23 protein-coding genes are annotated in these 25,775 nt (G+C 45.1%); 13 read left to right on the top strand and 10 right to left on the bottom strand.

Going from position 1 to position 25,775, the window contains the following annotated elements:
• The first annotated feature begins 75 nt into the window (after nucleotides 1-75).
• Together VIC_RS08160 and VIC_RS08165 are read left to right on the top strand one after the other, a co-directional pair.
• Nucleotides 76-432, top strand: a complete 357-nt coding sequence (locus tag VIC_RS08160; RefSeq protein WP_006958988.1) for a hypothetical protein — start codon at nucleotides 76-78, stop codon at nucleotides 430-432.
• A 68-nt stretch (nucleotides 433-500) separates the two neighbouring features.
• A complete protein-coding gene (locus tag VIC_RS08165) occupies nucleotides 501-1,100 on the top strand; it encodes a thiol:disulfide interchange protein DsbA/DsbL (protein WP_038512417.1) in 600 nt (199 codons plus the stop codon).
• A 34-nt stretch (nucleotides 1,101-1,134) separates the two neighbouring features.
• Here VIC_RS08165 and VIC_RS08170 read toward each other — a convergent pair whose 3' ends face one another.
• Nucleotides 1,135-2,112 carry a Gfo/Idh/MocA family protein gene (locus VIC_RS08170; RefSeq protein WP_006958991.1) on the bottom strand — a complete coding sequence of 326 codons (978 nt, stop codon included), beginning with the start codon at nucleotides 2,110-2,112 and terminating at the stop codon, nucleotides 1,135-1,137.
• Complete coding sequence (locus tag VIC_RS08175) at nucleotides 2,109-2,408, bottom strand: putative quinol monooxygenase (protein WP_006958993.1); 300 nt, start codon at nucleotides 2,406-2,408, stop codon at nucleotides 2,109-2,111. Before VIC_RS08175 ends, VIC_RS08170 begins: the two co-directional genes overlap by 4 nt.
• Nucleotides 2,409-2,507: 99 nt before the next feature.
• Between VIC_RS08175 and VIC_RS08180 the strand changes: the two genes are divergently transcribed.
• Nucleotides 2,508-3,398, top strand: coding sequence for a LysR family transcriptional regulator (locus VIC_RS08180; RefSeq protein ID WP_039951634.1), 891 nt, complete (start codon nucleotides 2,508-2,510; stop codon nucleotides 3,396-3,398).
• Between the two features lie 46 nt (nucleotides 3,399-3,444).
• Nucleotides 3,445-4,131 carry a DNA-3-methyladenine glycosylase I gene (locus tag VIC_RS08185; RefSeq protein ID WP_006958999.1) on the top strand — a complete coding sequence of 229 codons (687 nt, stop codon included), beginning with the start codon at nucleotides 3,445-3,447 and terminating at the stop codon, nucleotides 4,129-4,131.
• A 1-nt stretch (nucleotide 4,132) separates the two neighbouring features.
• Here VIC_RS08185 and ohrR read toward each other — a convergent pair whose 3' ends face one another.
• The gene (gene ohrR / locus VIC_RS08190) at nucleotides 4,133-4,591 is read right to left on the bottom strand and encodes a transcriptional regulator OhrR (protein ID WP_006959001.1); all 459 of its coding nucleotides are present in this window, start codon (nucleotides 4,589-4,591) and stop codon (nucleotides 4,133-4,135) included.
• A 119-nt stretch (nucleotides 4,592-4,710) separates the two neighbouring features.
• On the opposite strand from ohrR, the gene ohr reads away from it, so the two are divergent.
• The gene (gene ohr, locus VIC_RS08195) at nucleotides 4,711-5,133 is read left to right on the top strand and encodes an organic hydroperoxide reductase Ohr (protein ID WP_006959002.1); all 423 of its coding nucleotides are present in this window, start codon (nucleotides 4,711-4,713) and stop codon (nucleotides 5,131-5,133) included.
• 64 nt (nucleotides 5,134-5,197) lie between these two features.
• Here the strand turns inward: ohr and metE are convergent, their stop codons facing one another.
• The gene (gene metE / locus VIC_RS08200; protein WP_006959004.1) at nucleotides 5,198-7,477 is read right to left on the bottom strand and encodes a 5-methyltetrahydropteroyltriglutamate--homocysteine S-methyltransferase; all 2,280 of its coding nucleotides are present in this window, start codon (nucleotides 7,475-7,477) and stop codon (nucleotides 5,198-5,200) included.
• 276 nt (nucleotides 7,478-7,753) lie between these two features.
• Here metE and metR point away from each other — a divergent pair, with 276 nt between their 5' ends.
• Nucleotides 7,754-8,665, top strand: coding sequence for an HTH-type transcriptional regulator MetR (gene metR, locus VIC_RS08205; protein WP_006959006.1), 912 nt, complete (start codon nucleotides 7,754-7,756; stop codon nucleotides 8,663-8,665).
• A gap of 31 nt (nucleotides 8,666-8,696) precedes the next feature.
• Here the strand turns inward: metR and VIC_RS08210 are convergent, their stop codons facing one another.
• The 3 genes from VIC_RS08210 to VIC_RS08220 form a co-directional block, all read right to left on the bottom strand.
• The gene (locus VIC_RS08210) at nucleotides 8,697-8,897 is read right to left on the bottom strand and encodes a DUF4250 domain-containing protein (protein ID WP_006959008.1); all 201 of its coding nucleotides are present in this window, start codon (nucleotides 8,895-8,897) and stop codon (nucleotides 8,697-8,699) included.
• A 70-nt stretch (nucleotides 8,898-8,967) separates the two neighbouring features.
• Nucleotides 8,968-9,648: a hypothetical protein gene (locus tag VIC_RS08215; RefSeq protein WP_039951635.1), complete on the bottom strand. Its 681-nt coding sequence runs from the start codon at nucleotides 9,646-9,648 to the stop codon at nucleotides 8,968-8,970.
• A 139-nt stretch (nucleotides 9,649-9,787) separates the two neighbouring features.
• Nucleotides 9,788-12,277 (bottom strand): EAL domain-containing protein, encoded by a 2,490-nt coding sequence (locus VIC_RS08220; protein WP_006959013.1) that lies wholly within the window; start codon nucleotides 12,275-12,277, stop codon nucleotides 9,788-9,790.
• Between the two features lie 212 nt (nucleotides 12,278-12,489).
• On the opposite strand from VIC_RS08220, the gene VIC_RS08225 reads away from it, so the two are divergent.
• Nucleotides 12,490-14,769: a YgiQ family radical SAM protein gene (locus VIC_RS08225; protein WP_006959015.1), complete on the top strand. Its 2,280-nt coding sequence runs from the start codon at nucleotides 12,490-12,492 to the stop codon at nucleotides 14,767-14,769.
• 168 nt (nucleotides 14,770-14,937) lie between these two features.
• Nucleotides 14,938-16,950, top strand: coding sequence for a methyl-accepting chemotaxis protein (locus VIC_RS08230; RefSeq protein WP_039951637.1), 2,013 nt, complete (start codon nucleotides 14,938-14,940; stop codon nucleotides 16,948-16,950).
• Between the two features lie 53 nt (nucleotides 16,951-17,003).
• Here VIC_RS08230 and serC read toward each other — a convergent pair whose 3' ends face one another.
• Complete coding sequence (serC, locus tag VIC_RS08235) at nucleotides 17,004-18,086, bottom strand: 3-phosphoserine/phosphohydroxythreonine transaminase (protein WP_006959019.1); 1,083 nt, start codon at nucleotides 18,084-18,086, stop codon at nucleotides 17,004-17,006.
• Nucleotides 18,087-18,211: 125 nt separating this feature from the next.
• Nucleotides 18,212-19,480: a DUF945 family protein gene (locus VIC_RS08240; RefSeq protein WP_006959021.1), complete on the bottom strand. Its 1,269-nt coding sequence runs from the start codon at nucleotides 19,478-19,480 to the stop codon at nucleotides 18,212-18,214.
• Between the two features lie 178 nt (nucleotides 19,481-19,658).
• Between VIC_RS08240 and VIC_RS08245 the strand changes: the two genes are divergently transcribed.
• From VIC_RS08245 to VIC_RS08255, 3 genes are all read left to right on the top strand, one after another.
• On the top strand, nucleotides 19,659-21,599 hold the full coding sequence (locus VIC_RS08245; RefSeq protein ID WP_006959023.1) for an ATP-binding protein: 1,941 nt from the start codon (nucleotides 19,659-19,661) through the stop codon (nucleotides 21,597-21,599).
• A gap of 9 nt (nucleotides 21,600-21,608) precedes the next feature.
• Complete coding sequence (locus VIC_RS08250) at nucleotides 21,609-22,106, top strand: response regulator (protein ID WP_006959028.1); 498 nt, start codon at nucleotides 21,609-21,611, stop codon at nucleotides 22,104-22,106.
• 171 nt (nucleotides 22,107-22,277) lie between these two features.
• Nucleotides 22,278-22,832 (top strand): hypothetical protein, encoded by a 555-nt coding sequence (locus VIC_RS08255; protein ID WP_006959030.1) that lies wholly within the window; start codon nucleotides 22,278-22,280, stop codon nucleotides 22,830-22,832.
• A gap of 87 nt (nucleotides 22,833-22,919) precedes the next feature.
• Here the strand turns inward: VIC_RS08255 and VIC_RS08260 are convergent, their stop codons facing one another.
• Nucleotides 22,920-23,507, bottom strand: coding sequence for a TfoX/Sxy family DNA transformation protein (locus VIC_RS08260; protein WP_029236136.1), 588 nt, complete (start codon nucleotides 23,505-23,507; stop codon nucleotides 22,920-22,922).
• 346 nt (nucleotides 23,508-23,853) lie between these two features.
• Between VIC_RS08260 and VIC_RS08265 the strand changes: the two genes are divergently transcribed.
• Both VIC_RS08265 and VIC_RS08270 read left to right on the top strand, forming a co-directional pair.
• Nucleotides 23,854-24,774, top strand: a complete 921-nt coding sequence (locus VIC_RS08265; protein ID WP_006959033.1) for an HDOD domain-containing protein — start codon at nucleotides 23,854-23,856, stop codon at nucleotides 24,772-24,774.
• Between the two features lie 30 nt (nucleotides 24,775-24,804).
• Entirely contained in the window at nucleotides 24,805-25,710 is a 906-nt protein-coding gene (locus VIC_RS08270; RefSeq protein WP_006959034.1) for a LysO family transporter, read from the top strand.
• Nucleotides 25,711-25,775 lie beyond the last annotated feature (65 nt).

A 25,775-nucleotide genomic window follows, 5' to 3' on the forward strand; every position in this document is an offset into this window, starting at 1 on the left:
ACAAAACGAAAAACTGAATATTTATCATCGCTGGCAAATCAGTTAAGCTAGGCTCAATTCGCTTTTGGGTTCATTGTGTTGCTAAAGAATCGTTCATTACCTATTGTTTTTCTTGTCACTTTCGTACTGTTCTTCGCTAGTGCAACAGTAGGCGTACAAGCTGGCGAAAAAGCATTAGTTGAGTTGACCCACAGTACTCTAAATCTAGAACGCCTCTCTCAAGTTCACCCGATTGAATGCCCCAAGCCTAATCACAGTGAGGCTCAATCATCGCATCACTGCTGTGCCTCAGTTTGCCTACTGAAAGTACCTTATATCTCCGGACTCACATTAGCAGATGCCATCCCTACTTCACTGGCACTTATCAATCAAGATAAGGCCGAAAAAGCAGTGGCTCGAATTCAGACTCTGTTCCGCCCTCCGATTGCGTAATTCTTAATTTTCACGTTCAACTCCGGTTATATTCCGGCAACTAACTGTATCTATTAGGAATTTATTCAATGAAAAAACTATTCGCCCTATTTGCCACATTAGTATTTGCACTAGCCGCTAATGCCGCTAAGTTCGAAGAAGGAACCCACTACAAAGTGCTCGAAACGGACAAGTCGAAAACTCCGAAGGTCACCGAGTTCTTCTCTTTCTATTGCCCACATTGTTATAACTTTGAACCTGTGATCGACCGCCTCAAAACATCGCTTCCAGAAGGCGCAAAATTCGAGAAAGTGCACGTTGCCTTTATGGGTAGCGACATGGCGATTCCAATGGCCAAATCCTACGCAACCATGGTGGCACTGGATGTAGAAAAGAACTTGGTTCCGGCTATGTTTAAGCAGATTCACGAACGTCGCAGTGCACCTAAAGATGAAAAGGCACTTCGCCAAATTTTTATCGATAATGGTGTTGATGCTAAGAAATTTGACTCGGCTTATAACAGCTTTGTGGTGAATTCGATGCAAAAGAACTTCGACAAGCAATTTAAGCAAAGTACGCTGACAGGTGTACCAGGGGTGTTGGTCAATGATAAATACATTGTTAAAGCCGACAAGATTCGCTCATATGAAGAATATAATGAGCTGGTCAACTACCTGTTGACTCTGTAACAAGAAAGGCCAGAGCTATTGCTCTGGCCTGTTTCTATATTGAAGCTGCCTGTTCCCAGTCGGTTAGCAACTTCATTATCTGATATGAATCTTCAAGGGTAGCACTTGGTCTGCTCAAGCGCTTCTGACCCTCTCCAATGGCTTTGCGTATGTTAGCCACTTGATAGAAGAATCCGTCCCCTTCCGCCTCTACCTCTACTTGTCGCTGTAACGTTTCATACTCTTCCACACTGAACTGATTGCTTTGAGTTGCCAACCAAGGGTTTGAATCAAGTGTGATCGCCCCTTTGCTTCCCAAAATCGTGAAACCATGTTTCAAACCATGATCTTCAGCTGTGTGAATTTGAACTGTGAGAGCATCGCTAAAGCGAATTAACGCAGAAGATTCACAAATATTGCCATCCTGACCAAGGCGACCTAACGCCTGCATCGAGTAGTTATCGAATATTTGATCACCAAACTGCGATTGAAGAATCAAATGCACCAGAGACATTGGGTAACAGCCAAGATTGTATAGCGCACCTTTACTGCCCGGATTGGTAAACTGTGAGATCGCCGCGATATACGAGGCCTGAATTGAGCGAATTTCGCCGATAGCGCCTTTTTTCAGCTCTTCGAGAATAGCGTTGACCAGCGGATGGTTTAGGTACATCAAACCTTCAGCAAAGAAGACACCACTCTGTTTAACAGCATCTAGAGCCTGTTGCGTCTTATCCATATCCACCGACAGAGATTTCTCGCACAGTATCGCTTTGCCTTTTTGCGCCGCTTTGACAACGTACTCATGGTGAACATGGTTAGGCAGTGCAATGTATACGATATCAATTGCGTCATCATTCAAAAGTTCATCGTAGTTCGAATACGCTTTCTCTGGGCGATAGTTCGCCACAAAGTCATCTAGAGGCTGTTGAGAGCGCCCTGCTACTGCGTACAGCTCGCTGCCTTCATCATTATTGATCGCTTCCGCCATCACGCCTGATATAAAACTGGTTCCGAGTACACCCCATTTCATCCTGCTAGCTCTCCACTTTGCGATTCAAATACTTGCACTAAATCCGTTATGCCCAAGGCAATGAATGCTTGGGTATGAGGCATGGTAAAGTGCGCTTCAATCGCCGCTCTATCCTGATACCTTTCCCATAGAATGACACGGCTAGGCTCATTAAGATCGTACGTTGCTTTTGCTTGTAAGCAGCCCGCTTCACTTTCCATGTCGCGACAAAATTGCTCAATGGCATCTTGCGCATGTTGTATTTCCACTTCAGGCTTTATTTTCAGCTCAGCGGTCACGTAAATCATCTCTATCATATCGGCATTCTATTCATTATTCAGACTTCATAATGTAATTATCTCCGTTCAATTGATAAACTTAGCTTTAGTTGATTATTTGTAAACTCTGAGTGTTCAATGGACAAATTCACCAGTATGAAGGTCTTCGCTTACGTGGTCGAACATGGCAGTTTTCGCAGTGCCGCCAGCCACTTTGCTCTTTCCCCGACCATGATCAGCAAGCACATTAGCCATTTGGAAAATCATCTGGCGACTCAACTGATCCATCGAACTACACGTAAACAAACATTGACCGAGTCAGGCCAGCTTTATTACAAAGAGTGCCAACGAATTCTCGAAGATCTTGCCAATGCAGAGAATCTGATTCAAACCTTAGAAAACAGCCCAAAAGGAGTGGTGAAAATCAATTGTCCGGTCACTTACGGCAATAAGGTACTCGCTCCACTCATTGCAGACTTTCTCGCGCAACACCCAAACATCAATGTCGAGATGGAGCTCAGTAACGAACTGATCGACCCACACCTAACCGATGCTGATATGATGATTCGTATCGGTAACCTTGAAGACTCAGCTCTGGTCGCACGTTACCTTGGCGACTACACGCTTATTTTTTGCGCTTCTCCGGCTTACCTTGCGGCAAATGCTCCAATCGAGTCAGTGTCAGACCTCACTCAGCATCAATGTCTCGGCTTTAGTTACAGTGAAGGCAGTGCAAGCATAACGACACAAATTGCCAGTAGTGCCTTTCTACGCGGCCAAACCCGGCTTGCCTCAAACAATGGTGAAGTGTTGCGCAGTGCTGCCCTATCAGGAGCTGGAGTGATGCTGCAGCCTACCATTTTGGTTGAAGACGATCTCGCCAATGGTCGGCTAGTGGAAATTCTCAAACAAGACGTGCCTGCTCCCAAGCCTATTCACTTGCTGTACAAGAGCAAACGACTCTCTTTGAAAAATAGGACCTTTGCCGATTTCATCCTTAATAATTGCCGACAAGGTCAATTGAGATAAGGCATAACAGGCTGTTATGATAATGAAAAATAAAAGGACACAGCACATGACAGTTGAAAAATTTGAACATATCTATCAACGAGCAGCAGAGCGCAAAGGTGGCGAAGACCAGCTGGAAGCCTTGCTTTCAACCCCACTGAGCAAAGAAGAAATTGCGGCCATTCCCAACGATCGCTGGCTATCTGCATTCAGTATGAAGGTATTTCAAAGTGGCATTTCATGGAGTGTGGTTCGAAACAAGTGGCCTAACTTTGAAGAGGTCTTCTTCGGTTTTAAGATCGAACCACTATTGATGTTGTCTGATGAGCAATGGGATAACAAAGCCGCGGATGAACGCATTATCCGTCATCACGCTAAAGTGAAGTCCATACACGCTAACGCACAAATGATTCATGAAGCGTCTCTGGAACATGGCTCTTTCGGCAAAATGATCGCCGAATGGCCAAGCGAAACTATTACTGAATTGTGGAGTTTCCTAAAGAAGAAAGGGAATCGACTTGGAGGTAACACCGGCCCATATAGCCTTCGCCAAATGGGTGTCGACACTTTCATTATGTCTGGAGATGTCGAAGCCTACCTAAGAAACTGCAAAATTATTGAAGGTGGCAGAGACACCAAACGCTCTCTGGATTCTGCCAATAAGGCGTTCGCCGAATGGCAACAACAAAGTGGGCGCAGCCTGACCCAAATCAGCCAGACGATTGCCTTTAGTTCAGGGGATAATCGCGTATAGCCTAAACTAGATTGTTCAGAACCTTCTCGCATAGTTGCTTAAGCGTCACCAGTTCATCGACCTCAAGATCAATTTTGCATCGCATCGCGTTAGGCACTGATTTCGCCGAATCCTTGAGCGCCTGACCAGCATTGGTCAGGTTAAGTACTCTTACACGCTCATCCTCTTGGCTTCTGCCTCTGGCAACAAACCCTTTCACTTCCAGCCTTTTCAGCAATGGGGTCAATGTGCCTGAATCAAGATGGAGCCTTGTTCCCAAATCTTTTACGCTGGCGCCATCTTTTTCCCAAAGCAACATCATCACCAAATATTGAGAGTAGGTAAGATCCAGCTGTTCAAGCATAGGTCGGTAAGCGCGAATTACTGCATTTGCCGCACTGTAAAGCGGGAAACAAACCTGATTATCCAGCAATAGCTTCTCTTCATCCGTCATGTTTTCTACATTTTGACACTTACTCATTCGACACCTATCAAATAAAAACATTTAAATTGCGCACAATATAGTTGCATTCCAGATAATTTTCGATCTAATATTGCAGGCAATTAAATTGCACACAACTCAAATAAAAGGAAGATGACATGACAACTCTATACAAAACTTCAGCTAAAGCGCTTGCAGGTCGTAATGGTCAAGTGAAAACTGACGATGGTTTACTTGATCTAGAACTTGCTTACCCTAAAGAAATGGGTGGCAGTGGCGCAGCGACCAACCCAGAGCAACTATTTGCGGCTGGTTACTCTGCCTGTTTTTCTAATGCCATTTTGCACGTTGCTCGAGAAGCGAAAGTGGCGATCAGTCAAGCACCAGTCACTGCAGAAGTCGGGATTGGCCCAAATGATAATGGCGGATTTGCGCTGACTATTAGCCTCGCTGCAGAAGTGGATTTACCTCAGGAACAGGCTCTAGAATTGACTCGCGTTGCCCATCAGGTGTGCCCTTACTCTAACGCTGTTCGCGGTAATATTGATGTTCAAGTAACTGTGAATGGCGAATCTCTCTAACTCTATCCAAACACAAAAATGCCGATCGATAGATCGGCATTTTCACATCAACGGTGTCCCTTCGTTACGCAAACTCTTTACGCAGTTTTTTCGCCGCCGACACCATATTAGCTAGCGACGCTTCTGTTTCAGCCCAGTTTCGTGTTTTCAAGCCACAATCTGGATTCACCCATAACCTTTTCGCTGGGATCTTCTCAGCCGCTTTGTTGATCAATCCTTCAATCCACTCCTCACTCGGGATGTTAGGCGAGTGAATATCGTAGACACCTGGGCCAATCTCATTCGGGTAATTAAACTCTTCGAACGCTTTAAGGAGCTCCATGTTTGAGCGCGATGTTTCAATCGTAATCACATCTGCATCCAGTGCTGCGACTGAGTCGATGATCTCGTTAAACTCTGAGTAACACATGTGCGTATGTATCTGAGTTTCTGGTTTTGCACTAGCTGCGGAAATTTTGAAAGCATCCACCGCCCATTCTAAATACTCTGTATGGTCACGTTTTTTAAGTGGCAAACCTTCACGAATCGCCGGCTCATCAATCTGGATGATATTGATGCCCGCATCCTGCAGATCAGACACTTCATCACGCAATGCAAGCGCTAGTTGATTGGTGATCTCCTTGCGACTGATGTCCTCACGAGGAAACGTCCAGCAAAGGATGGTTACAGGCCCAGTTAACATACCTTTCATTTGTTTGGACGTCAGCGATTGTGCATAGGTCGACCACTCAACGGTAATAGGCTTCTCACGTTCAATGTCTGCAACGACAATCGCAGGCTTCACACAGCGAGACCCGTAACTCTGAACCCAGCCAAACTTTGTTGTTTGAAAACCGGCCAAGTTCTCTGCAAAGTACTCAACCATATCATTTCGCTCAGCTTCACCATGAACCAGCACGTCGAGATCCAATGCTTCCTGTCGCTTCACGGCGTCTTCGATATGCCCTTTTAGGGCTGCTACATATTCAGAGTCAGACATTTGACCAGTACGGTAAGCACTTCTCTGAACTCGTATTTCGTGAGTTTGAGGAAATGAGCCAATAGTCGTTGTTGGGAAAAGCGGTAAACCTAGCACAGCACTTTGATACTCTGCGCGTTCCTCATAGGGTGCGCTGCGCTCTGCCAGCGATTTGGTGATTTGATTTAATCGCTCCTGCACCTGAGGTTTGTTAACGTGTGTTGCTGTTTTTCGAGCCTCAATTGGAGCACTATAGACAACACATTCTTGAATGGCTTGCTGGTTGCCGTCCAGTGCTTTGCCTAACAAAGCAACTTCATGCACCTTCTGTTTGGCAAAGGCGAACCAACTGCGAACTTCTTCCGACAACGCAGGTTCAAGCTCTAAATCAACTGGGCTATGCAGTAATGAACATGAACTCGCGACCCATAACCTATCACCTAATTGCTGCTTAACAGGCTGCAAAAGCTCAAGCTGTGTGCTGAGATCAGCGCGCCAAACGTTGCGTCCATTAACCACGCCTGCGGACAGTATCCACTCTTTGGGCAAACGAGATACTACGGTGCTCAGTTGCTGAGGTGCGGCTGCTAGGTCAATATGCAAACCATCAACATCGAGTTCAACAATCTTATCTAATGTGTCATCAACGGAATCAAAATATGTTGTCAGCAGCACTTTTATGTCGCTGCGAATCACCTGATACGCGAGTTTGAATGAAGTTAACCAAGGTTTTTCGAGTTCTAGCGACAATACGGGTTCATCTATCTGTACCCATTCGACCCCTTGCTTAGACAGCTTTGACAAGATGTTCTGATAAGCCGTAAGAAGACGCGGTAACAAGGTTAGGCGGTCGAACCCTTCATTCACCTCTTTGCCAAGATAAAGATAGCTGATCGGCCCCAGTAGAACAGGTTTCACGTTGTGACCAGCTTTCGTTGCTTCACTCACCTCTTCAAACAGTTGCGGCCAACTGACGTCAAAACTATCGTCTTCACTGAACTCTGGCACAATATAATGGTAATTGGTGTTAAACCATTTGGTCATGTCTGATGCCGCAGAGCCATTACAATCGCAATTCACCTGCGACTGCCCACGCCCCACTTTAAACAAAGTATCCAGATCCGGGAAGCCATCACGATGGCGTTTAGGCACATGGCCCAACAATAAAGTCGTGGTAAGTACATGGTCATACCAAGCAAAATCACCGGCAGTAACGAAACTCAGATCTGCATCAGATTGCGTCTGCCAGTTCTTGTTACGTAGCTCGGCGCCAACGGCCTTTAACTCAGCCTGTTCAATTTCACCACGCCAGTATTTCTCCAACGCAAACTTAAGTTCACGCTTTTCACCAATTCTTGGGTATCCCAAAATGTGAGTTGTTGTCATAGCCCTAATCCTTCTGGTTTGTAATCGTAGATGTATGTTCTGTTCAGACGGCATAGAAGGCGTCTGGATGGCTAAACTATCTCGCCAACCTAGTGGCGGAACAAGTTCCAATTATTCAACCTGTTTATTAGATTATTTCATGTTACTTATGCCTTACATGTGAAATCTCCATATTCAAAGTCATATGACTTTTTAGACGTCTAGATGTTTACACTCCTAAAAAATGCAGGTAAGTTAGTTATATTCATCATCAGTGATTACGGTTGAAGGGATTTCATGATTGAGCTTAAGCATCTGAAAACATTAGCAACGTTGCGAGATACGGGGTCGTTAACCGCCACCGCAACGACGTTACATCTCACTCAGTCAGCCTTGTCTCATCAAATAAAAGATCTCGAAGCCAGAATTGGCGGTCAGTTATTTCTGCGAAAAACACGCCCGGTAAGGTTTACATCTGAAGGCGAGATTCTTCTGAATTTGGCGGATCAAGTGCTGCCACGATTAGCCCGAGCAGAGAATGAACTTGCCAGCCTGAAAGAAGACGTCAATGGACGCCTGCACATGGCAATTGAATGTCACTCTTGCTTCCAATGGTTAATGCCAGCTTTGAGGGAGTACCAAGTTGCTTGGCCAAGCGTGACTCTGGACTTCTCATCGGGATTTGGTTTCGAGCCTCTGCCTGCGTTGATGAGTGGCGAGTTGGATTTAGTCATTACCTCGGATATCCAGCCTAGGTCAGAAGTCCATTATGAACCCTTGTTTGATTTTGAAATGCGCCTTGTCACCGCGACCAATCACCCGCTTGCGGCAAACACATCTGTCGAACCAAGTGATTTGGAAAACGAAACCATGTTGTCTTATCCGGTACAAAAAAACCGACTGGATGTGGTGAAACATTTTCTCCACCCAGCAGGCATTGAACCAGCAAAATGGAAACAGGCTGATAACACTCTGATGTTAGTCCAAATGGTCTCAGCAGGCTTGGGAGTCGCCGCGTTACCAAACTGGGCCATCAGCGAATTCTCTCGTCAGGGGTTGATAACCAGTATTTCGCTTGGTGATGGTTTATGGCGACGCCTTTTCGCCGCGACTCGCAATTCAGACAAAGATAAACGTTACCTTCAGGCGTTTTTTAATACTGCAAGACAGCAATCGAAGAGTCATTTGGAAGGGATAAAAACGGTATAAAAAAGGAGGCAATCAGCCTCCTTTTTAAGTGTTATCTGTCATAAGATTTGAACTGATTGGTGAGAGGATCATACTGATAGCCGAGGACATCGAGCTTACCAATCACAGTTTCGACATCCATTTCATACATGGTCACAAGCTCTTCAAAGCTGTTACATTCGAGTCTCAGCTTTTCATTAACGATACCAAGCAAGATGATGCTATCTAACCTTCCAACGTTACTCAGATCCATAGCCACACTCCTGTGCTGATCGCCTATCTCAAGCGTAGCTTCAAATCCTCAAATTTAAAGTGAGCCGCTTCTAAAGAACGAACAAGCCTTGATTAAACGTCGTGGCCGAAACCAACGTCAACAATGCTACTGCCAACTGAATTTTGTTGACGGTTTTCGACACAATGATGTGCCAGCACCAGGTGAGGACGGACGTAATAAGAAGAGCAAAACCTATCAACAAAGGCTGAGTCGCCTGAGTAAGGACAGCTTCTTCTAGACCAAAAGCTTTTAAAAGAATTGCTAGGCTCATCAGCATTGCCGAGATAACACCCGTTACTGGTAAAATACGATGAAAAGCCTGAAGCCTAGTGCGGGCTACAGTAAGAAGTAAGTGAGCAAACAGAGCGCCTAGAAGAATGATCTGAACGAATACGTTTAGGCCAGCCGCTAAATCAGGTTGCTCACCAATACCAATCGCGACATACGCCAGCGCCAGGCCATTGGCAAGATACATCACCCACAATGGGCCTTGTACCCGAGTTTTTTTGGTCTGAACCTGCGAGTAAAAGTAAGCAATCGCAAACACCACCATCATGGCTTCGATTTTCAACGACGCGACGGCTAGCCACATAATGGCGAGAACAGGGAGAACTTTATGAATACGACCTCGCTGGCCTGGGCAAATATCTCCTTTGACTAAAATAAGCGTCAAAATTAACTGAGCGCCTAAAAGCATAGGAGGAAACACTGCTAACAATTGTTGAACCATGATGTGAGCTATTACTATTGTTTTTAATGGAAGCGGATAATAGCAGACTTGCTTAGATAAGTGCCACCAGCGTTACCTTACCCCTATCGATACAATGAGTAATCGCTGAAGTACAAATGGTATTTGTCCAACGTTATAGCTACAAAGCATGTACTTCATGCACAGGCTGGCCGCTTAAAAGATACTGAACAATTCTTTCTTGCTCGACAATACCTTTGAATCTCGATTCTTCATCCACCAACACCCATGGAAAAGGTGCTCGCTCAATAAGCGCCTTAACCTCACTCAACGATATGTGCCAGTCCAATAGTGTTTTTGGTGCGGACATCATGCGGTGTGCTGATTTGTGCCACATCGTATGCTCTTTACTGGTCTCATGGTCTGTTCCCATACTTGGTGTCATATGAAGATTCAGCGCAGCTCTATCAATGATACCGACACAATGTTGCGATTCGATCACTGGTACAATATTAATTTCCACATTGCTAAAATAAGTGTGTATCAAGGATAGCGGCTCTCCTGGGTCAATATGAGGAAGCTGCGCCGTCATCAGTTCTGCGATAGTCCCTGCATGACCTTTCTCCATCTCATTGTTCGTTGGTAATTCACAATAGTTCTTAGCAACTCTCAATGCTTCAATTGGCAATGGCTTGGAAAAAAAATAGCCCTGGATGCAATCCACGCCCAAGCTACGCAACGTTAGGTATTCATCTCTTGTTTCAACGCCCTCAGCCACGACCTTAAGTTTTAATTTCTGAGCCAACTGAATAATGGTATTGACGACATGATATTGCCGACTAGCAAAGCGAATGCCTTGGACAAAGCTTCGATCAATTTTCAAAACATCAAAGTAGCTCTTATTGAGATAATCGAAAGACGCACATCCTGTACCAAAATCGTCAACAGCAATGGATACGCCAGCTTTTCGAATCGCTGCAAGCAACTGCTCTTGGTAACTGTCGCCATCAAAATACGCACTTTCCGTAAACTCAATCGTCAACATATCCGGTTTGATGCCACTTTGATCGATGAGCTGGGCGCTGTGGCGAAGGATCTCCGCGATGTCTTGCTTGGTATTGAATGAACGATTGACAGATAGCCCAACATGGTCGCCAAACAGTTGCTGCAGCTCCGGTAGCACAGACATAGCTTTTCGGTTAACGACGTCATCCAAACTGACAATTAAATCAAGGTCTTCGACAATATTGATAAGCTCCTGCGTTGATGCACTCGTCGTTTCGTTGACAGGAAAACGACATAGGGCCTCAAATTTGTCGATTCTACCCTTCTTAATATCGATAATTGGCTGGAAAAAAACGTCGATTGTCTCCGCCAAGATGGCTTGCTCGACCCAACTCTCTAGCTGCTTTTTACGCTCCACTTGTTCATGGATCTCGCGATCATAAAACGCAATCCTCTTACTTTCGCCAGAATGGAGTTCAAGCAGAGACTGCAATGCATGAGACAACAGCTGCCTGGGCGACTTGGCATCTGAGTGCATTACGGAAACCCCTGTTAGACCAAACTTGAGCGATTGAGCGACAGTGCCCTGAGCATGCTTGAAGCTGTGGAAAAAGGCTTTAATCATCTTCCTAATAGCGCGAACATTTTCAGTCCCCTGGGAGTTTTCTACACTCAATGTCACCGCAAACCGACCATCACCAATATAGCTTGCATACGGAACCAAGGAGTTTTCAGCAATGTAGCTAGCAAACTGACGTTTAACCTCTTGCTCATTCGCCAACGGAAACTGCGGTTGTAACGCCAGCATTATCAGCAACTCTTCACCTTGGTTATCACCATACTCTTTGTCCAGCTGCTCTAAAAACCGCTCTGGAGACGGTAATTGAGTCAGTAAATCAACACCGCCAGTTTCTCGGTCGTCAATTCGGTGAAGCTGATTAGATAAATCTGCACACAACCCCAAAAAGTAAGATTCACCGTTTCCCGGCTCAATCTTATGAATAGTTAATTCTTGGGGTAGGACGGAGTTGTCCGCTTTTTTAGTCAGCATAGGACCACTCCAGTGACCATGCCGTTCGATGCTGTGCCACAGGTCACGGTAATAATCTGCGCTAAGTTTTTCTGCGTTCAGAATATTCGTTTTTAAGCCCAGAATATCTTCGAGCTGATGGCCTGTAATTCGCTCAAAATGGCGGTTACACGCAAGGATTCGGGTTTCTGAGTCCGTCACTAAGACACCATGGTGTCTGTTCTCAAATACAGAGTAAAAAATATCCGCTGCGACCATTCTCGATGGAATAACCAAACACGGAGCAACCACGCCTTTTAGCACAAACTCACTTTCCGCTTGGATGATGAACTCTACGTAAGTGAACAAGCTATTGGGTGTAAGTAAGCAGCAATGGAATGAATGAGTTTTGTCGGAAGCTAATGCGGACTTAAACATAGTACGAGCCATACGACGCTGAGTCGTCGGCAGCAGCTTGAGTAGCTCCTTGGCTGAAATGGTGGGTTTATGACAGCCAAAGAGCCGTTTCATCGCCTCGGGCTCGCAACTAAACTCCTGAGTAACAAGATCTAGCTGCCAGGTGTACGTTTGGTATTTGCGCTGACGATGGGGGGCTGCTTTCTCTTCCACAGCTATCTCGGAATCTACGCCATGCATAAGCACACACCTCAAATTTTATATTCATCACCACCCTATAATATTAGTCCCATATGAAGGCGTAATCCGTTATATAGCTAACACAACTAACAACAACCTGATGCATAACTAATAGGACGTGCATTAGGCATGAAGAATCTAGGGACATGTTGAGGTAGATAGTAGTCTCTCAAGCCGCTATAATTCGCGCTCCCTGGAACAGAGAACAAAATATGTACAGCAATATCACCCCTATTCATGAGCACAAAAAATACTGGGCAGAGTGCTTCGGTAATGCCCCTTTCCTACCGACAAGTCGTAAGGAAATGGATGCCCTAGGATGGGACAGCTGTGACATTATAATCGTGACTGGCGACGCTTACGTGGATCACCCAAGCTTTGGTATGGCAATTATCGGTCGCCTGCTTGAAGCTCAAGGGTTTCGTGTCGGTATCATTGCACAGCCTGAATGGCACAATAAAGATGCTTTCACTCAATTGGGTCGACCAAATCTGTTCTTCGGCATCACTGCTGGCAACATGGACTCAATGATCAACCGTTATACAGCTGACCGTAAGCTACGCCATGATGACGCCTATACACCAAACAACGAAGGCGGTAAACGCCCTGATCGCGCGACATTAGTATACTCTCAGCGCTGTCGTGAAGCTTACAAAGGTGTGCCGCTTGTTCTTGGGGGAATCGAAGCCAGCTTACGTCGTTTAGCCCACTACGATTACTGGTCCGATAAAGTTCGTCGCTCCATTTTGTTTGACGCAAAAGCAGATATCTTACTATTTGGTAACGCAGAGCGCGCACTGGTTGAAGTTGCTCACCGATTGGCTGATGGTGAAGAGATTGGCACGATGACTAATATTCGCGGTACGGTTGTCAGCCTGCCAGCGGAGCCAGAAGGCTATAAGATCATTGACTCTTCACGTATTGAAAAACCGCGTAAAGAAGCTTTCATCCCACCGAACCCATATACGGTAGAAGAACAGTGTGACACCAAAGCGAAAACTGAAGAGCCTGAAGCGAAGCCTATCGCTATTCGTCCTTCTCGTCACGATGCAGCAACAACTGCGGTACGTATCCCGCATTTTGAAAAGCTGAATAATGACCGAATTCTCTACGCTCATGCCAGCCGTATTATGCACCTTGAGACTAACCCATATTCTGGTCGCGCATTAATTCAACGTCACGGTGATCGTGAACTTTGGGTTAACCAAGCTCCGATTCCTCTTTCAACGGAGGAGATGGATTACGTTTTCGGCCTGCCTTACGCACGTGTACCGCACCCGAAATATGGTAAAGCAAAGATTCCTGCCTACGACATGATCAAAACCTCCGTGAACATCATGCGTGGCTGTTTTGGTGGCTGTTCTTTCTGTTCTATTACTGAGCACGAAGGTCGTATCATCCAAAACCGTTCTCAAGAGTCGATCATAAACGAGCTTGAAGAAATCCGAGACAAAGTACCAGGCTTCACTGGTACCATTTCCGACCTTGGTGGTCCAACGGCAAACATGTATCGACTCGGCTGTAGCGATCCGAAAGCTGAAGCAAACTGTCGCCGTCCATCGTGTGTTTTCCCTGGGATCTGTAACAAGCTGAATACCGACCACAAGCACACTATCGATCTGTATCGCGCAGCACGTAAAGTGGAAGGTGTCAAAAAAGTGATGATAGCTTCTGGCGTTCGTTACGATTTGGCCATCGAGTCACCTGAATACGTTAAAGAGTTAGTTACTCACCATGTTGGCGGTTATCTGAAGATCGCACCTGAGCACACAGAAAAAGGTCCACTGAACCTAATGATGAAGCCTGGCATGGGAACTTACGATCGTTTCAAAGAAATGTTTGAGAAGTACAGTGCAGAAGCAGGCAAGAAGCAGTATCTGATCCCTTACTTCATCTCTGCGCACCCGGGCACCGAAGATGAAGACATGCTGAACTTAGCGCTGTGGCTTAAGAAGAACGACTTCGAGTGTGATCAGGTACAAAACTTCTATCCATCACCGATGTGTAACGCCACATCGATGTACTACTCGGAAACCAATCCACTTAAGCGTGTTAAGTACAAACAACGCGAAGAAGTGCCAGTAGCGAAAGGAGAGCGCCAGCGCCGCTTGCACAAAGCCCTACTGCGTTACCATGATCCGGCTAACTGGCCGCTAATTCGCGAAGCGCTTATTAGCATGGGCAAAAAGCACTTAATTGGTGACAAACAGAGCTGTCTGGTACCAGCAGAAGACAATGGAGCCCTGACTCCCGCACAGCGAAGAAAATCTGGTCGTCATGGCTCAAACCGTTTCGCGACTAAACATACAAAAAGTCAGCCAGGGTTTGAAAAGATGAACGGCTCTGGTCAGAAAAAACCAAACAATAGCCGCAACTCAGGTAACGGTGGTAAACCAACAGGTGGTCGAAATGGTAAGCCGGGCGGTCATAGTAACAGTAAGCCACCAGCGGGCGGAAAACCTTCGGCAGGTCGCAAGCCTAAACGTCGATAAGCAACCCACTCTGACACATTTTAAAATCGCAGCTTAGGCTGCGATTTTTTATTGTCATCAATCCCTTCTAACTCGCCTACTACGGATAAATTTATTAATTATTTGCGCCTTGGTTCATAGGTTCCATACTTAGTTCATTGGAATCCAACTCCCGATGGAGAGATAGAGATGAACGTTCGTCTGTCCCATGCCCTCTATATGGGCTTTTCAATAATAATAATTACCACCCTGATTTTAGCTTTCATCGTCTGGTCTCTCGTCAACAAATCTGCCACCATTTCACAGGAAATAGAGTCTGATGATGTACCCGGAGTGTTGGCCTACTTCAACGTATTGGATGCAATTGGAAGCCTACAAACTAACGCCCTCGAATATCTCAATGGCGATGCAGGGCAACGCAATGCTTTTGAAGAGAATGCCAATGAATTCCAGCAGCAATACTTGCGATTACGTGCGCTAGAGTCGGCTAAAGCCTCCGACGTCGAGAAAATGGATCGCATCATTAGCCTAGCGAACCAATACATTGAACGCATTAACCAAGGCATCTTCACCAAATTCAACCCCGCCGATGAACAGCAAGCTATCGATAAAATCAATCAGCTGACCAAAAACATTGGGGCACCGTTGGAGGATTTACTCGATCAACTCGCAGAAAAGCGTTTTACCGAAGCCTATAAAAGCACCGAGCTCGATAGGACTTTGAATCAAGACTTACCGAGTATTCGTTATTATCTTGAGTTGGTCGACGAAGCCGGCGATATGATTGCAACGCTCAATGCCTACATTATGGGTGACCCAGCAGCACGAGACACCTTTAACAATGATGCCGGCGCCTTTGCAGGATATCTCGATAAACTCCGTCCTCTAGAACCAGATCCGCAAGCTTCAAGCCAAATCGACGAGGTTGAACAGTATTACTACGACATTATTCGTATTGCTCAGGAGGTCTTTGAAGGCTACGACCCTTCGGGTAAGAGATCAGCAAACATGCTGGTCGGTGAATTGAAGCAATCTATTATTCTTCCGCTGGAAGAAATCCTCAATAACTCGGCCACAGAAGAAACCAACGACTCTATCCAAGCCTTAGCAGAACTCAACAACAATATGTCGACCATTATTTTCTGGCTGACCATAAATGTTATTGTGGTGTTGGTTGTCGGCATTGCTGTCGCTTGGGGCCTACTAAACATCATCCGTCAGAGACTAGATGTGATTGCAGCAAAAGCCAAGTCCATTGCTGACGGTGATTTGTCAGAACCGCCGATCAATGAAACCAACAAAGATGAACTGGGTGAACTCGCTCGTGCAATTGATGCAATGCAACAGTCTCTCAGAAGTGTGTTATCCAATATCACAAGTGTTGCTTCTGAAGTTGCTAGCAACACGCAAATGGTCGAGGACACAACTAAATTGGTTGCTTCTGGTATTGAGGAACAAGCAGACAAAGCTACACTAATCGCCAGTGCTGTCGAAGAGATGACTGTTACCGTCAATCAGGTTGCAGATCAAAGCACTGACGCTGCAGCAAGTTCACGTCAGGCTGGTGAGGAAGCAACCAATGGCGGTAAATTGATGCAAGAAACCGTCAATGGCATGAATCGGATCTCCGAAGTCGTCAATGAAACCGCAGAAACTGTCGACAGTTTAGGTAAACGCGGAGAAGAGATCGGTAACGTCATCAAAGTCATTAACGATATCGCCGAACAAACCAACTTGCTCGCGCTCAATGCAGCCATTGAAGCCGCACGAGCTGGTGAACTTGGTCGAGGGTTTGCCGTGGTCGCTGACGAAGTACGAAGTCTGGCTGAAAGAACCTCAAAAGCGACAGAAGAGGTAGGCGGTTTGATAAGCTCGATTCAGAACGAAACACGTCAGGCCGTAGAGCGGATGAGCGAAGGGACTCATTTAGTTGCAGAAGGTGTAACCCTCTCTAATTCTGCCGGGGATGCCCTAACACAGATCGTGTCCCGTGCTCAGGATGTGAACCAAATGATCGATATGATCGCAACTGCCGGAAATGAGCAAGCTACAGCAGCACAAGAGATGTCGCGTGACATCAATACCATCAGCCAAATTGCCGACAACTCGGTTCGCACCACTCAAGATGGCGCTCAAGCGGTCAGCCAGCTTTACCGAAAAGTCGAGGAACTGGAACAAGTTGTCGCTCGTTTTAAACTTTAATCAATAAAAAAGGCTTAGCCTCAATGGCTAAGCCTTTACTTTATCTCTCCGGATTACGCGTTTGCTGCTTCAAATTCCTTCATGAATTCAACCAGAGCTTTTACACCTTCTACAGGCATTGCATTGTAAATTGAAGCACGCATACCACCGACAGCACGATGGCCCTTCAACGAAACAAGGCCTTTCGCTGCAGCCTGTTCTAGGAATAGGCCATCCAGTTCAGGTTTAGCAAGCTGGAAGGGTACGTTCATTCGTGAACGATTCTGAGCGCAAACTTCGTTTTTATAGAAATCAGAGCTATCAATACATTCATAAAGAATCGCTGCTTTCTCGCGGTTAATCTGCTCCATAGCCGCGACACCACCCTGCTCTTTCAACCACTTAAACACCAAGCCAGACAAGTACCAAGCGAAAGTCGGTGGCGTATTAAACATTGAGTCTTTCTCTGCCAACATCTTGTAGCTGATGAAGCTCGGTAAAAGTTCATGAGCAAGATCCAGCAAGTCATCACGGACGATGGCAATACAGATCCCCGCAGGGCCAATATTCTTTTGAGCACCAGCGTAAATAACCCCGTATTGAGAGACGTCGATCTCTCTTGAAAGTATGTTGGATGACATATCCGCAACGATGGGTTTATCCGTCTTAGGCAGTTCTGAAATCTCGATACCATCGATAGTCTCATTTGGACAAAAATGTACATAAGCGGATTGAGGGTCAATCTTCCATTCTGATGCATCAGTGACCGCCAATTTACCTTCTTTTGTGGTTTTGGCATTAAATACATCCACTTCGCAGTATTTTTCTGCTTCTTTGATTGCACTTTCTGCCCAGTATCCTGCATCAACGTAGGTCGCTTTCTTAGCACTACCTAATAGGTTTAATGGGACAGCAGCAAACTGTGCACGAGCACCACCCTGACAGAACAAGACTTTGTAGTTGTCAGGAACATTCAGTAGGTCACGAAGATCTTGTTCTGCATCCTCAGCAACCTTAATAAACTCTTTGCTTCGGTGGCTAATTTCCATCACAGATGTGCCCAATCCGTTCCACTCAACGAATTCGGATTGTGCTTTTTCCATTACAGCTCTAGGCAGCCCCGCTGGTCCGGCACTAAAGTTATAAACATTGTCCATTTCGAGATTCCTTGCTCATGCTTTCAATAAGTAATGACAGGATTAATAGCACGTTTTCTCACGTATAAAAAGCAAGAAAAGAGGTCTTTAGACCTCTTTTTCATGTAAGTGATAAAAATCCTAACTTATGGCTGCATCATTGCTGGCAATAGTATCGCCATCAAAGGTATTTGCTGCCCGTTTTCGAATACAAGATTGCCATCTTTTAGCTCAGCCTGAATCTGGTAGCCCTTATCGTTCTGACTAACAAACTCCATCACCATCGCTTCATCGACACCCTGTTTAATGAAAGGATACTGTTCAACCAAGCCATTGGAGAAAAACGTGTCTAAGTTCCCCGTTAAAGAAGGAAGAATGTTGGCAGGGTTTTGAGTGACATTGGTGGTTCCTTCTGGAACGGTAATTTTCCATGTACTTTCGAACTCGCCATTGTCACCTAAGGTCAGAGCCATCTTATTCATAGATAGGTAGAAACCTTTAGAAAATAGGGTTTCCACGTAAGGAATCGCATCTTGGATATCGTCAGCCGTCAGCACCGGATTATTCTGATACATACTAACCAAATGCTCAAATGAGCTGCTGTCTAAATCGCCGAATTCTAAATCCAGCACCAAGTTGTCCACCTCGTCTTCAGACATAAGTAATTTATCAACGCTCACAACATGTTTGCTATTTACACGTTGAGAGGCATCATCAAGTGAAGAAGCAAACTGATACTGACCACTTTTCAGAGAGAACAAAGGGGCTTGTGTGGAATCGAGAACCGACACTTCCGCAATGTTGATTTTCTGGTCGCCCAGCCAAAAACTGTTTTGCTTTCTGCCAAGGCCCGAGCCTGTGATGTTCGACAGCAGCATCTTTTCACCTGTATCGAAATCGACTTCAACGGAAGGAATGTTAAGGTCGTAGCTGACTTCTCCCAACACCGTAACATGGCCTTTCAGAGACGAAGGTGTCACTGATACCATAGCGCCCCCGTCACCTTCGGTTGTTTGATGCCAGTTACCCAGCTCCAACGAGTAGTCCGTATTGCCGTTAAGTTGAGTCACCGTTGTCATCGTTAAAGGAAACTGCTCCGCATTTTCCAACGTGGACTCTGCTTTCAAACTAAACAAACCGTGAGTGACATGGCTATTCACGACGAATTCCGTCGGCAAGCCATCAATTTCCAGTTGGCTGGCAAGCTCAGGATCCGCAACCGTGTAACGAGTTTGTACTTCAGAAGAGAGGTAGCCGCGGTTGTAGGAAACAACTTCAGCTTTCACTGAATCATTGCTTAGATGCGTAATGCCATCATGGATAACATTTTGTCCAATTTGTCCTACCGCCAGAGGCCAACATAAAGCCAAAGCGATTGCGCCACCAATAGCGCCGTATTTTTTCAACTGATGCATGTAATTATCTTCACTTAGGTATTTCTTGCAGTTTACACCAAAAAACATTGAGTTAAATCAGAGTATTGGCTTTCTTCACAAATCGAAGACGAATCTAAAACCTGTGTCTCAGTCACTCTGAGTAATCCTTGTTAGAGTAATTTCAGATCAGGGAGTTCATTAGAGACAGGCGACAACAGTGAATCAGTATGCCTTACTGTGCTTAGACAACAATCCTATTAGTGTAGAGCAACTGCGACGAGAGCTGGGTCAATTCGCGGCAAGGTTCGACATACATACGGCTGATACAATCGAAGACGCACACGCTTCGCTGGCTTACTGTCAGGAAAATCAGCAACCTGTCGCGCTGGTACTGGCTAGCCATCATGAAAACTTTAATGGCGCTGAATTTCTGATTCAGTTAGACAAAAGCCACCATACACAAAGCGCACGTAAGATTTTGATCAGCTGCGGACAAGACATACAAGCGATACTGTCTGCCGTCAATGAAGGTAGACTGGATCATTGTCTGACTAAACCGTTGCAGGACAACTTGGTATACAAAACGGTCAAAAAAGAACTCACGACTTTCATTCTAAAGCACGACGAAGAAAACCTTCTCGCATATAGTCAAATACTCGATCAACAGCGTCTTCTTAGAGCACACATCGAACTCAAAATGCGCAGCTATCGCGAGGGTTTTATCACTGATCATCACACGCTCTCCGATCAAGAGCTCGCTGAGCAAGTTATCTCAGCTTTGCATGAGTTCTTCTCAGATCAGGACGACACTCGCGCTTGCCGAACCTATTCATCTGAACATCTGCTCACCATTGAAGGAGAAGAAAATCAATTTCTCTGGTTCATTACCAAAGGAGAAGTTGCGCTATATAAAAAAGACGAACTAGGAATACAGCGCGAGGTGGTCAGACACAACAAAGGTAATATTGTCGGAGGGATGTCGTTTGTCACGGGTGAGCCCTCATTCTCGACAGCACTGACTTTAAAACAAACTGAGGTAATAAAACTCGACCGAGACATTTTCGCTAAAGTCATGCATTCCAACACCACCCTGCTTCCTTTGTTTACTAACCTACTTCTGCGTCATTTCAATCGTCGCCTGCAGCGCAGTATTAATACTAAGCTCGAACTGCAAAAGACGCTTGAATCCCTAGAGTCTGCCCATCAACAACTCATTGAGCGTGAAAAGATGGCAATGCTAGGCCAATTGGTCGCGGGCGTTGCCCATGAGCTAAACAATCCTGTAGCGGCAATTCTTCGCAGTACGGAAACGCTAACGGCTAACATTCATAAATTAGTCAGTGATGATAATGGTCAATCCAGACTCAAAACTCTAGGAGCGGATATTCTGGCTAAATCTCTCGATTCCAAACCGAGGTCAACTTCTGATGAACGGCAACTAGCCAAAAATATAGAATCTCAGGTGGGTGAACGTCGAATCGCTAAAAAGCTGGTCAAACTCGGGTTAGAAGACAATCAAGAATGGTTGAAGCGTACTCAAAGCAACCAAGCTGAAGTAGCGCATGAGCTCGACCTTCTTGAGAGTTATCACATTACAGGAGCAACTTTACGATCCATCAATGTTTGTGCTCAACGTATCGCCGACATGGTCAAGAGCCTTAAAGGCTACGCTCGCCCAGACGATGAGACGTTTCGATTATCTGACATTCATGAAGGAATTGAAGATACGCTGGTCATCTTTGAAAATAAACTCAAGATGCACGGCGTAGAAAAAGTGTACGGTGATTTACCACTAATGCAGTGTATGCCAATGGCTTTGCAGCAAGTCTGGACTAACCTCATATCCAACGCCATTGACGCTCTTCCTGAAAGAGGGACACTTTTGATTCAATCTGAGACTCGCAGCTATAACGACCAACAATGGGCTGTTATTTCAATTGAAGACAATGGTTGTGGTATTTCCAAAAAGCTACAGCGTCAAATTTTTGCCCTCAACTTTACCACTAAAAAGGAAGGCAACTTTGGATTAGGCATTGGCCTATCAGTTTGCCAGCAAATTGTGCATCAACATGGGGGGCGGATTGAAGTTCAGTCTGAACCTAATCGATTCACCAAAATGTCAGTGTGGCTCCCCTTGCAGACACACGACACAATGTGAGGACTCAACATGACTAAATACCTAATCTTATGTGTCGATGATGAGCGCGAAGTGCTAGACAGTGTGATTCAGGATCTCGACTGCTTTGAAGAGCACTTCGACCTTGAAGCTGCAGAATCTGTCGCGGAAGCGAAATCTATCATAGAAGAAACTGAGCAGGAGGGAGGGAAGCTAGCGCTCATTCTTTGCGACCACATAATGCCTGAGCAAACTGGCATTAGCTTTCTCATTGAACTTAATGACAATGCATCCACTCAAACGGCACGCAAAGTATTGCTAACTGGTCAAGCCGGATTGGAAGACACAGTAGAAGCTGTGAATCACTCCAGCCTGCATTTTTACATTGCCAAACCTTGGCGAGGGGACAACTTACGCGATGTCATCAAAAAACAACTTACCCAATATATGATAGAGAACAATGCTGACTTGATGCCTTGGGCTGCCATTCTCGATACAGAACAGATATTAGATGCTGTCGCAAAAAACCGAATCAATTTTGGAGAATAGATCACCAAATTGTGCGTATTTTGGCATATTGATTGCTTCAACATGTAAATAACGACAAAACAATGACATTTTTGTAGTGTAGGACTACAACAATGCATTATGATGTCTCGATATGGCAGCGCTCCGTCGCACCAAACCAAGGAAATTAACAAGAATAGGTTTTTCTTTCGTATGCGTAAAACAATCTTAGCTGCAGCCCTTGTGCTAGCATCTGGTCAAGCTTTTGCAGAGACCGACCCAAACAGCCCAACCGTAATGAGTAACTTCAGCTACGATTACCTGGAAGCTCGCATTGGCGCAAGTCCTGTAACGTTCGGCGCGGCTGCAAGTAAATCTATCCACCCAAACGCTCATGTGATTGGCCGTGTTGATTCAGAGTTTGAAGGTGATTATGACGCGGCAGCAGGCTTTGGCTTCCACGCACCAATCAACAACTGGGCTGATTTTACTGGTGAAATGCTATTCCGCCTTGTCGATTTTGGTGGCAAAGAAGGTAAAGGCACTGACACGGGTATGGAATTGAACCTAGGGGTTCGTCAATGGCTAGGTCCGCAACTAGAAGTAGGCGGTAAAGCAGGCTACGTCTCCATCGAAGATAACGATGACTGGATTGGTTCAGCGTACGTACGCTTCCACTCAACAGAGCTTTTCTCAATTGGTGCTGAAGCGCGCATCAATGATTTCTATGGTGACCAGCTAATGTTCACAACGCGATTCAAGTTCTGATAACACATTTCAGAATGAGATAACCAAATACTAAAAAGCCGAGGTCATTGACCTCGGCTTTTTTATGTCTGTTACTCAGCAAGTGTATTACGCACAACTCGCTAGAAGCTGACGTTTACGCGGTTCTTGGATAAGCTTCCAATGTACACCATCAATGGCACCAGCAAATTTCCAAAGTAGCTTAACATCGACATCATTGCCGTATGTCGCTTTCACTTTAGAGAACACTTCAGGTGCACCGAGCTCCAAGAAGGTGTCAACATCAACAACACCCGCTTTTTTCACCATGCGCTCTAGTGTGAGCTGCATGTTCGGCAAATCTCTTAAACGACGACTTGCTGACGACTTCTTATAGTGACGCTGAGACACCGAAAACTTAATCGAATTCTCAACAATCTCATCTAAAAGCTCATTTTTATTATTAAATAGATGAGTAATATCGTAATAATTCACCGTCGCAGTCGTTTGTTTTTTAACATGACGGTACTTGATACAGCCCAAATCCGTCAATTTGTCATCTAAATAGTCACCACCTCGAATAAACACTTTGTCAGCACTCATTAGGGCAAACATTGCGTCTTGTTTGAATAAACCCGTTCCACCAAACATTGAACGTTTTTGGAAACTACCAAACTTGTTAACGTAATTAATAAATTGTTGCTCTGTCATATCCATTGATCCTTCTAATCTAGAAAACCCCGATTATTTATGATCACCAGATAGCAGCAGCTTTAAGCGAAAAATGTAAATCAGCCAGCGAAGCTATGGTTTATGTTTTTATTAGCATACCGACTGCAAGTACTATAAATGATAGTTAACGTTACAAAATAAGTCTGTGCACAGCTCACACCAATAAAACTAAATTCATATAAATTCGGGACTGACATCACACTAGTGTCGTTTCCATACTTCACTGCAAAAAATACATCGGACAAAAACTCTCAATTAACTTATCAATAATTTGCATAATAATGGTCCGGGAAGTTAAACTGTAACTAGTAGAATCTTTAGCTGATCAAGCATGAACCACCTATCTTTTTATTGGCTTCCTGAAAACAATGAACTTCTGGTTAAAGGCATCGAGTCTGAATTTTCAACATTAGTTGAACACGCCATCAACTCGGGCAAGATTACCCTGCCACCGATATCAGATGTTGTTTTAAAAATACAAAAATTATGTACCCAAGACGCAACTACAGTATTGGACGTTGCGGATAGCTTGCTCGAAGACCCAGGCCTTGCGGCCATTGTTATCCGAGTCGCTAATTCGGTCATCTTCAACCGCCGCAATATTACGTGTACCGACTTGGTCACGGCGGTATCACGTCTCGGCATTTTACGAGTGCGTGATATTGTGACCGCACAAGCCATCGAACAGCTTAAGCACTCCGTGAATTTAAGCCGTAGCTGCAATGAAGTTCTGATTAACAGTGCTCATAACTCTAGAGAATTGGCAGCTACCATGGTGATGGTGGTGAAAGGTTTCAAAGAGTCAAACGACCCAAGATATAGCAATCTGGAAACAGATAAGGCTTTATTGACAGGTTTATTAGCTGATATTGGCTTATTTTGCATCGTGAACGAATACCATATGTACTTGGAACAAGGTAATTACCTCGCAGAAGACATTGCGTTCCAGATATTTAATAACCAGTGCTCCAATGCAAGTCGCCTTGTTCTAGAACATTGGGGTTTTGATAGCGATTTCCTCGAAGTCGCCACCAATCAAACCACGCAAAGGCAAAGTGTGGATGTCAGTTACCTAGACATCGCCCGTATCGCCAATCATATCCTGATGTTTCGTCGCCAAGATGACAAGATCGATGAACACACCGTTGAATTTGACCTGACTGGTGCAGATATACTGTACAAACTCAGTAATTTAAGTGATATTGAGTTCAATACACAAATCAATGAGTTAATTAGCGCTAGCGGACTCTAGCGCTAAACGTACCAGTACACAGGAAGCCACATGTTTTCAGGGATGATATTCATCTTTGCCCCACTCGTTGTGGGGTATCTGATATCGATTTCCAAACCATCAATTCTCGATAAAATCAACGCCACGACCTCCAACCTCATCTATGTCATTTTGGCATTAATGGGGCTGAGCCTCGCGGCGCTCGATAATTTGGGTCAAAATCTACAACTGATCCTTCAATATGTAGCAGTCTTCTTCGTTTGCCTGAGTTTGAGTAACTTAGCTGCACTCCCCTTTATCGACAAACTTCTCCCAATTGAAACAGATGCCAAGCAAACCAAACTCCCTTTGTCCGGTATGGCTATGGAATCGGCCAAGCTGATCGTTGTTGTTGGTGGTGGGTTAGTCGCAGGCTTAATGCTTCCTATCGATTTGAGTTGGGTCGATACTGCCAGCGAATGGATTTTGTTTGTCCTACTCTTTTTCATTGGCATTCAGTTGCGCAACAGTGGCCTGACTCTTCGCCAAATACTGCTAAACAAGCATGGCATGATCATCGCCCTAGTGATCATTGCCACGTCGATGATAGGCGGTGCGATTGCAGCCATGATTTTAGACATCGATCTTTACCGTGGCTTGGCAATGGCATCTGGATTTGGCTGGTATTCTTTAGCTGGCATTCTGATGGGTGATGCTTTTGGCCCTGTCTACGGTGGAGCCTCATTTATGATTGAACTCCTCCGAGAACTGGTTGCCTTAGTATTGATTCCCCTCGCTATACGCACTAAGCCCTGTACAGCGATTGGCTATGCTGGTGCAACGGCGATGGACTTTACGTTACCCGTTATACAGACCACTGGTGGGGTACGTTGTGTACCAATTGCGATAGTGAGTGGATTTATATTAAGCCTATTAGTGCCCGTATTGATGCTTTTCTTTGTCTCTCTTGCAGGCTAGATCGCATGATTTTATGTTCAGATTCACTATATTAGGGCTCAACCACACGTTATAATTTAGCGCTT

This window comes from Vibrio coralliilyticus ATCC BAA-450 (assembly GCF_000176135.1).
GTDB lineage: Bacteria > Pseudomonadota > Gammaproteobacteria > Enterobacterales > Vibrionaceae > Vibrio > Vibrio coralliilyticus.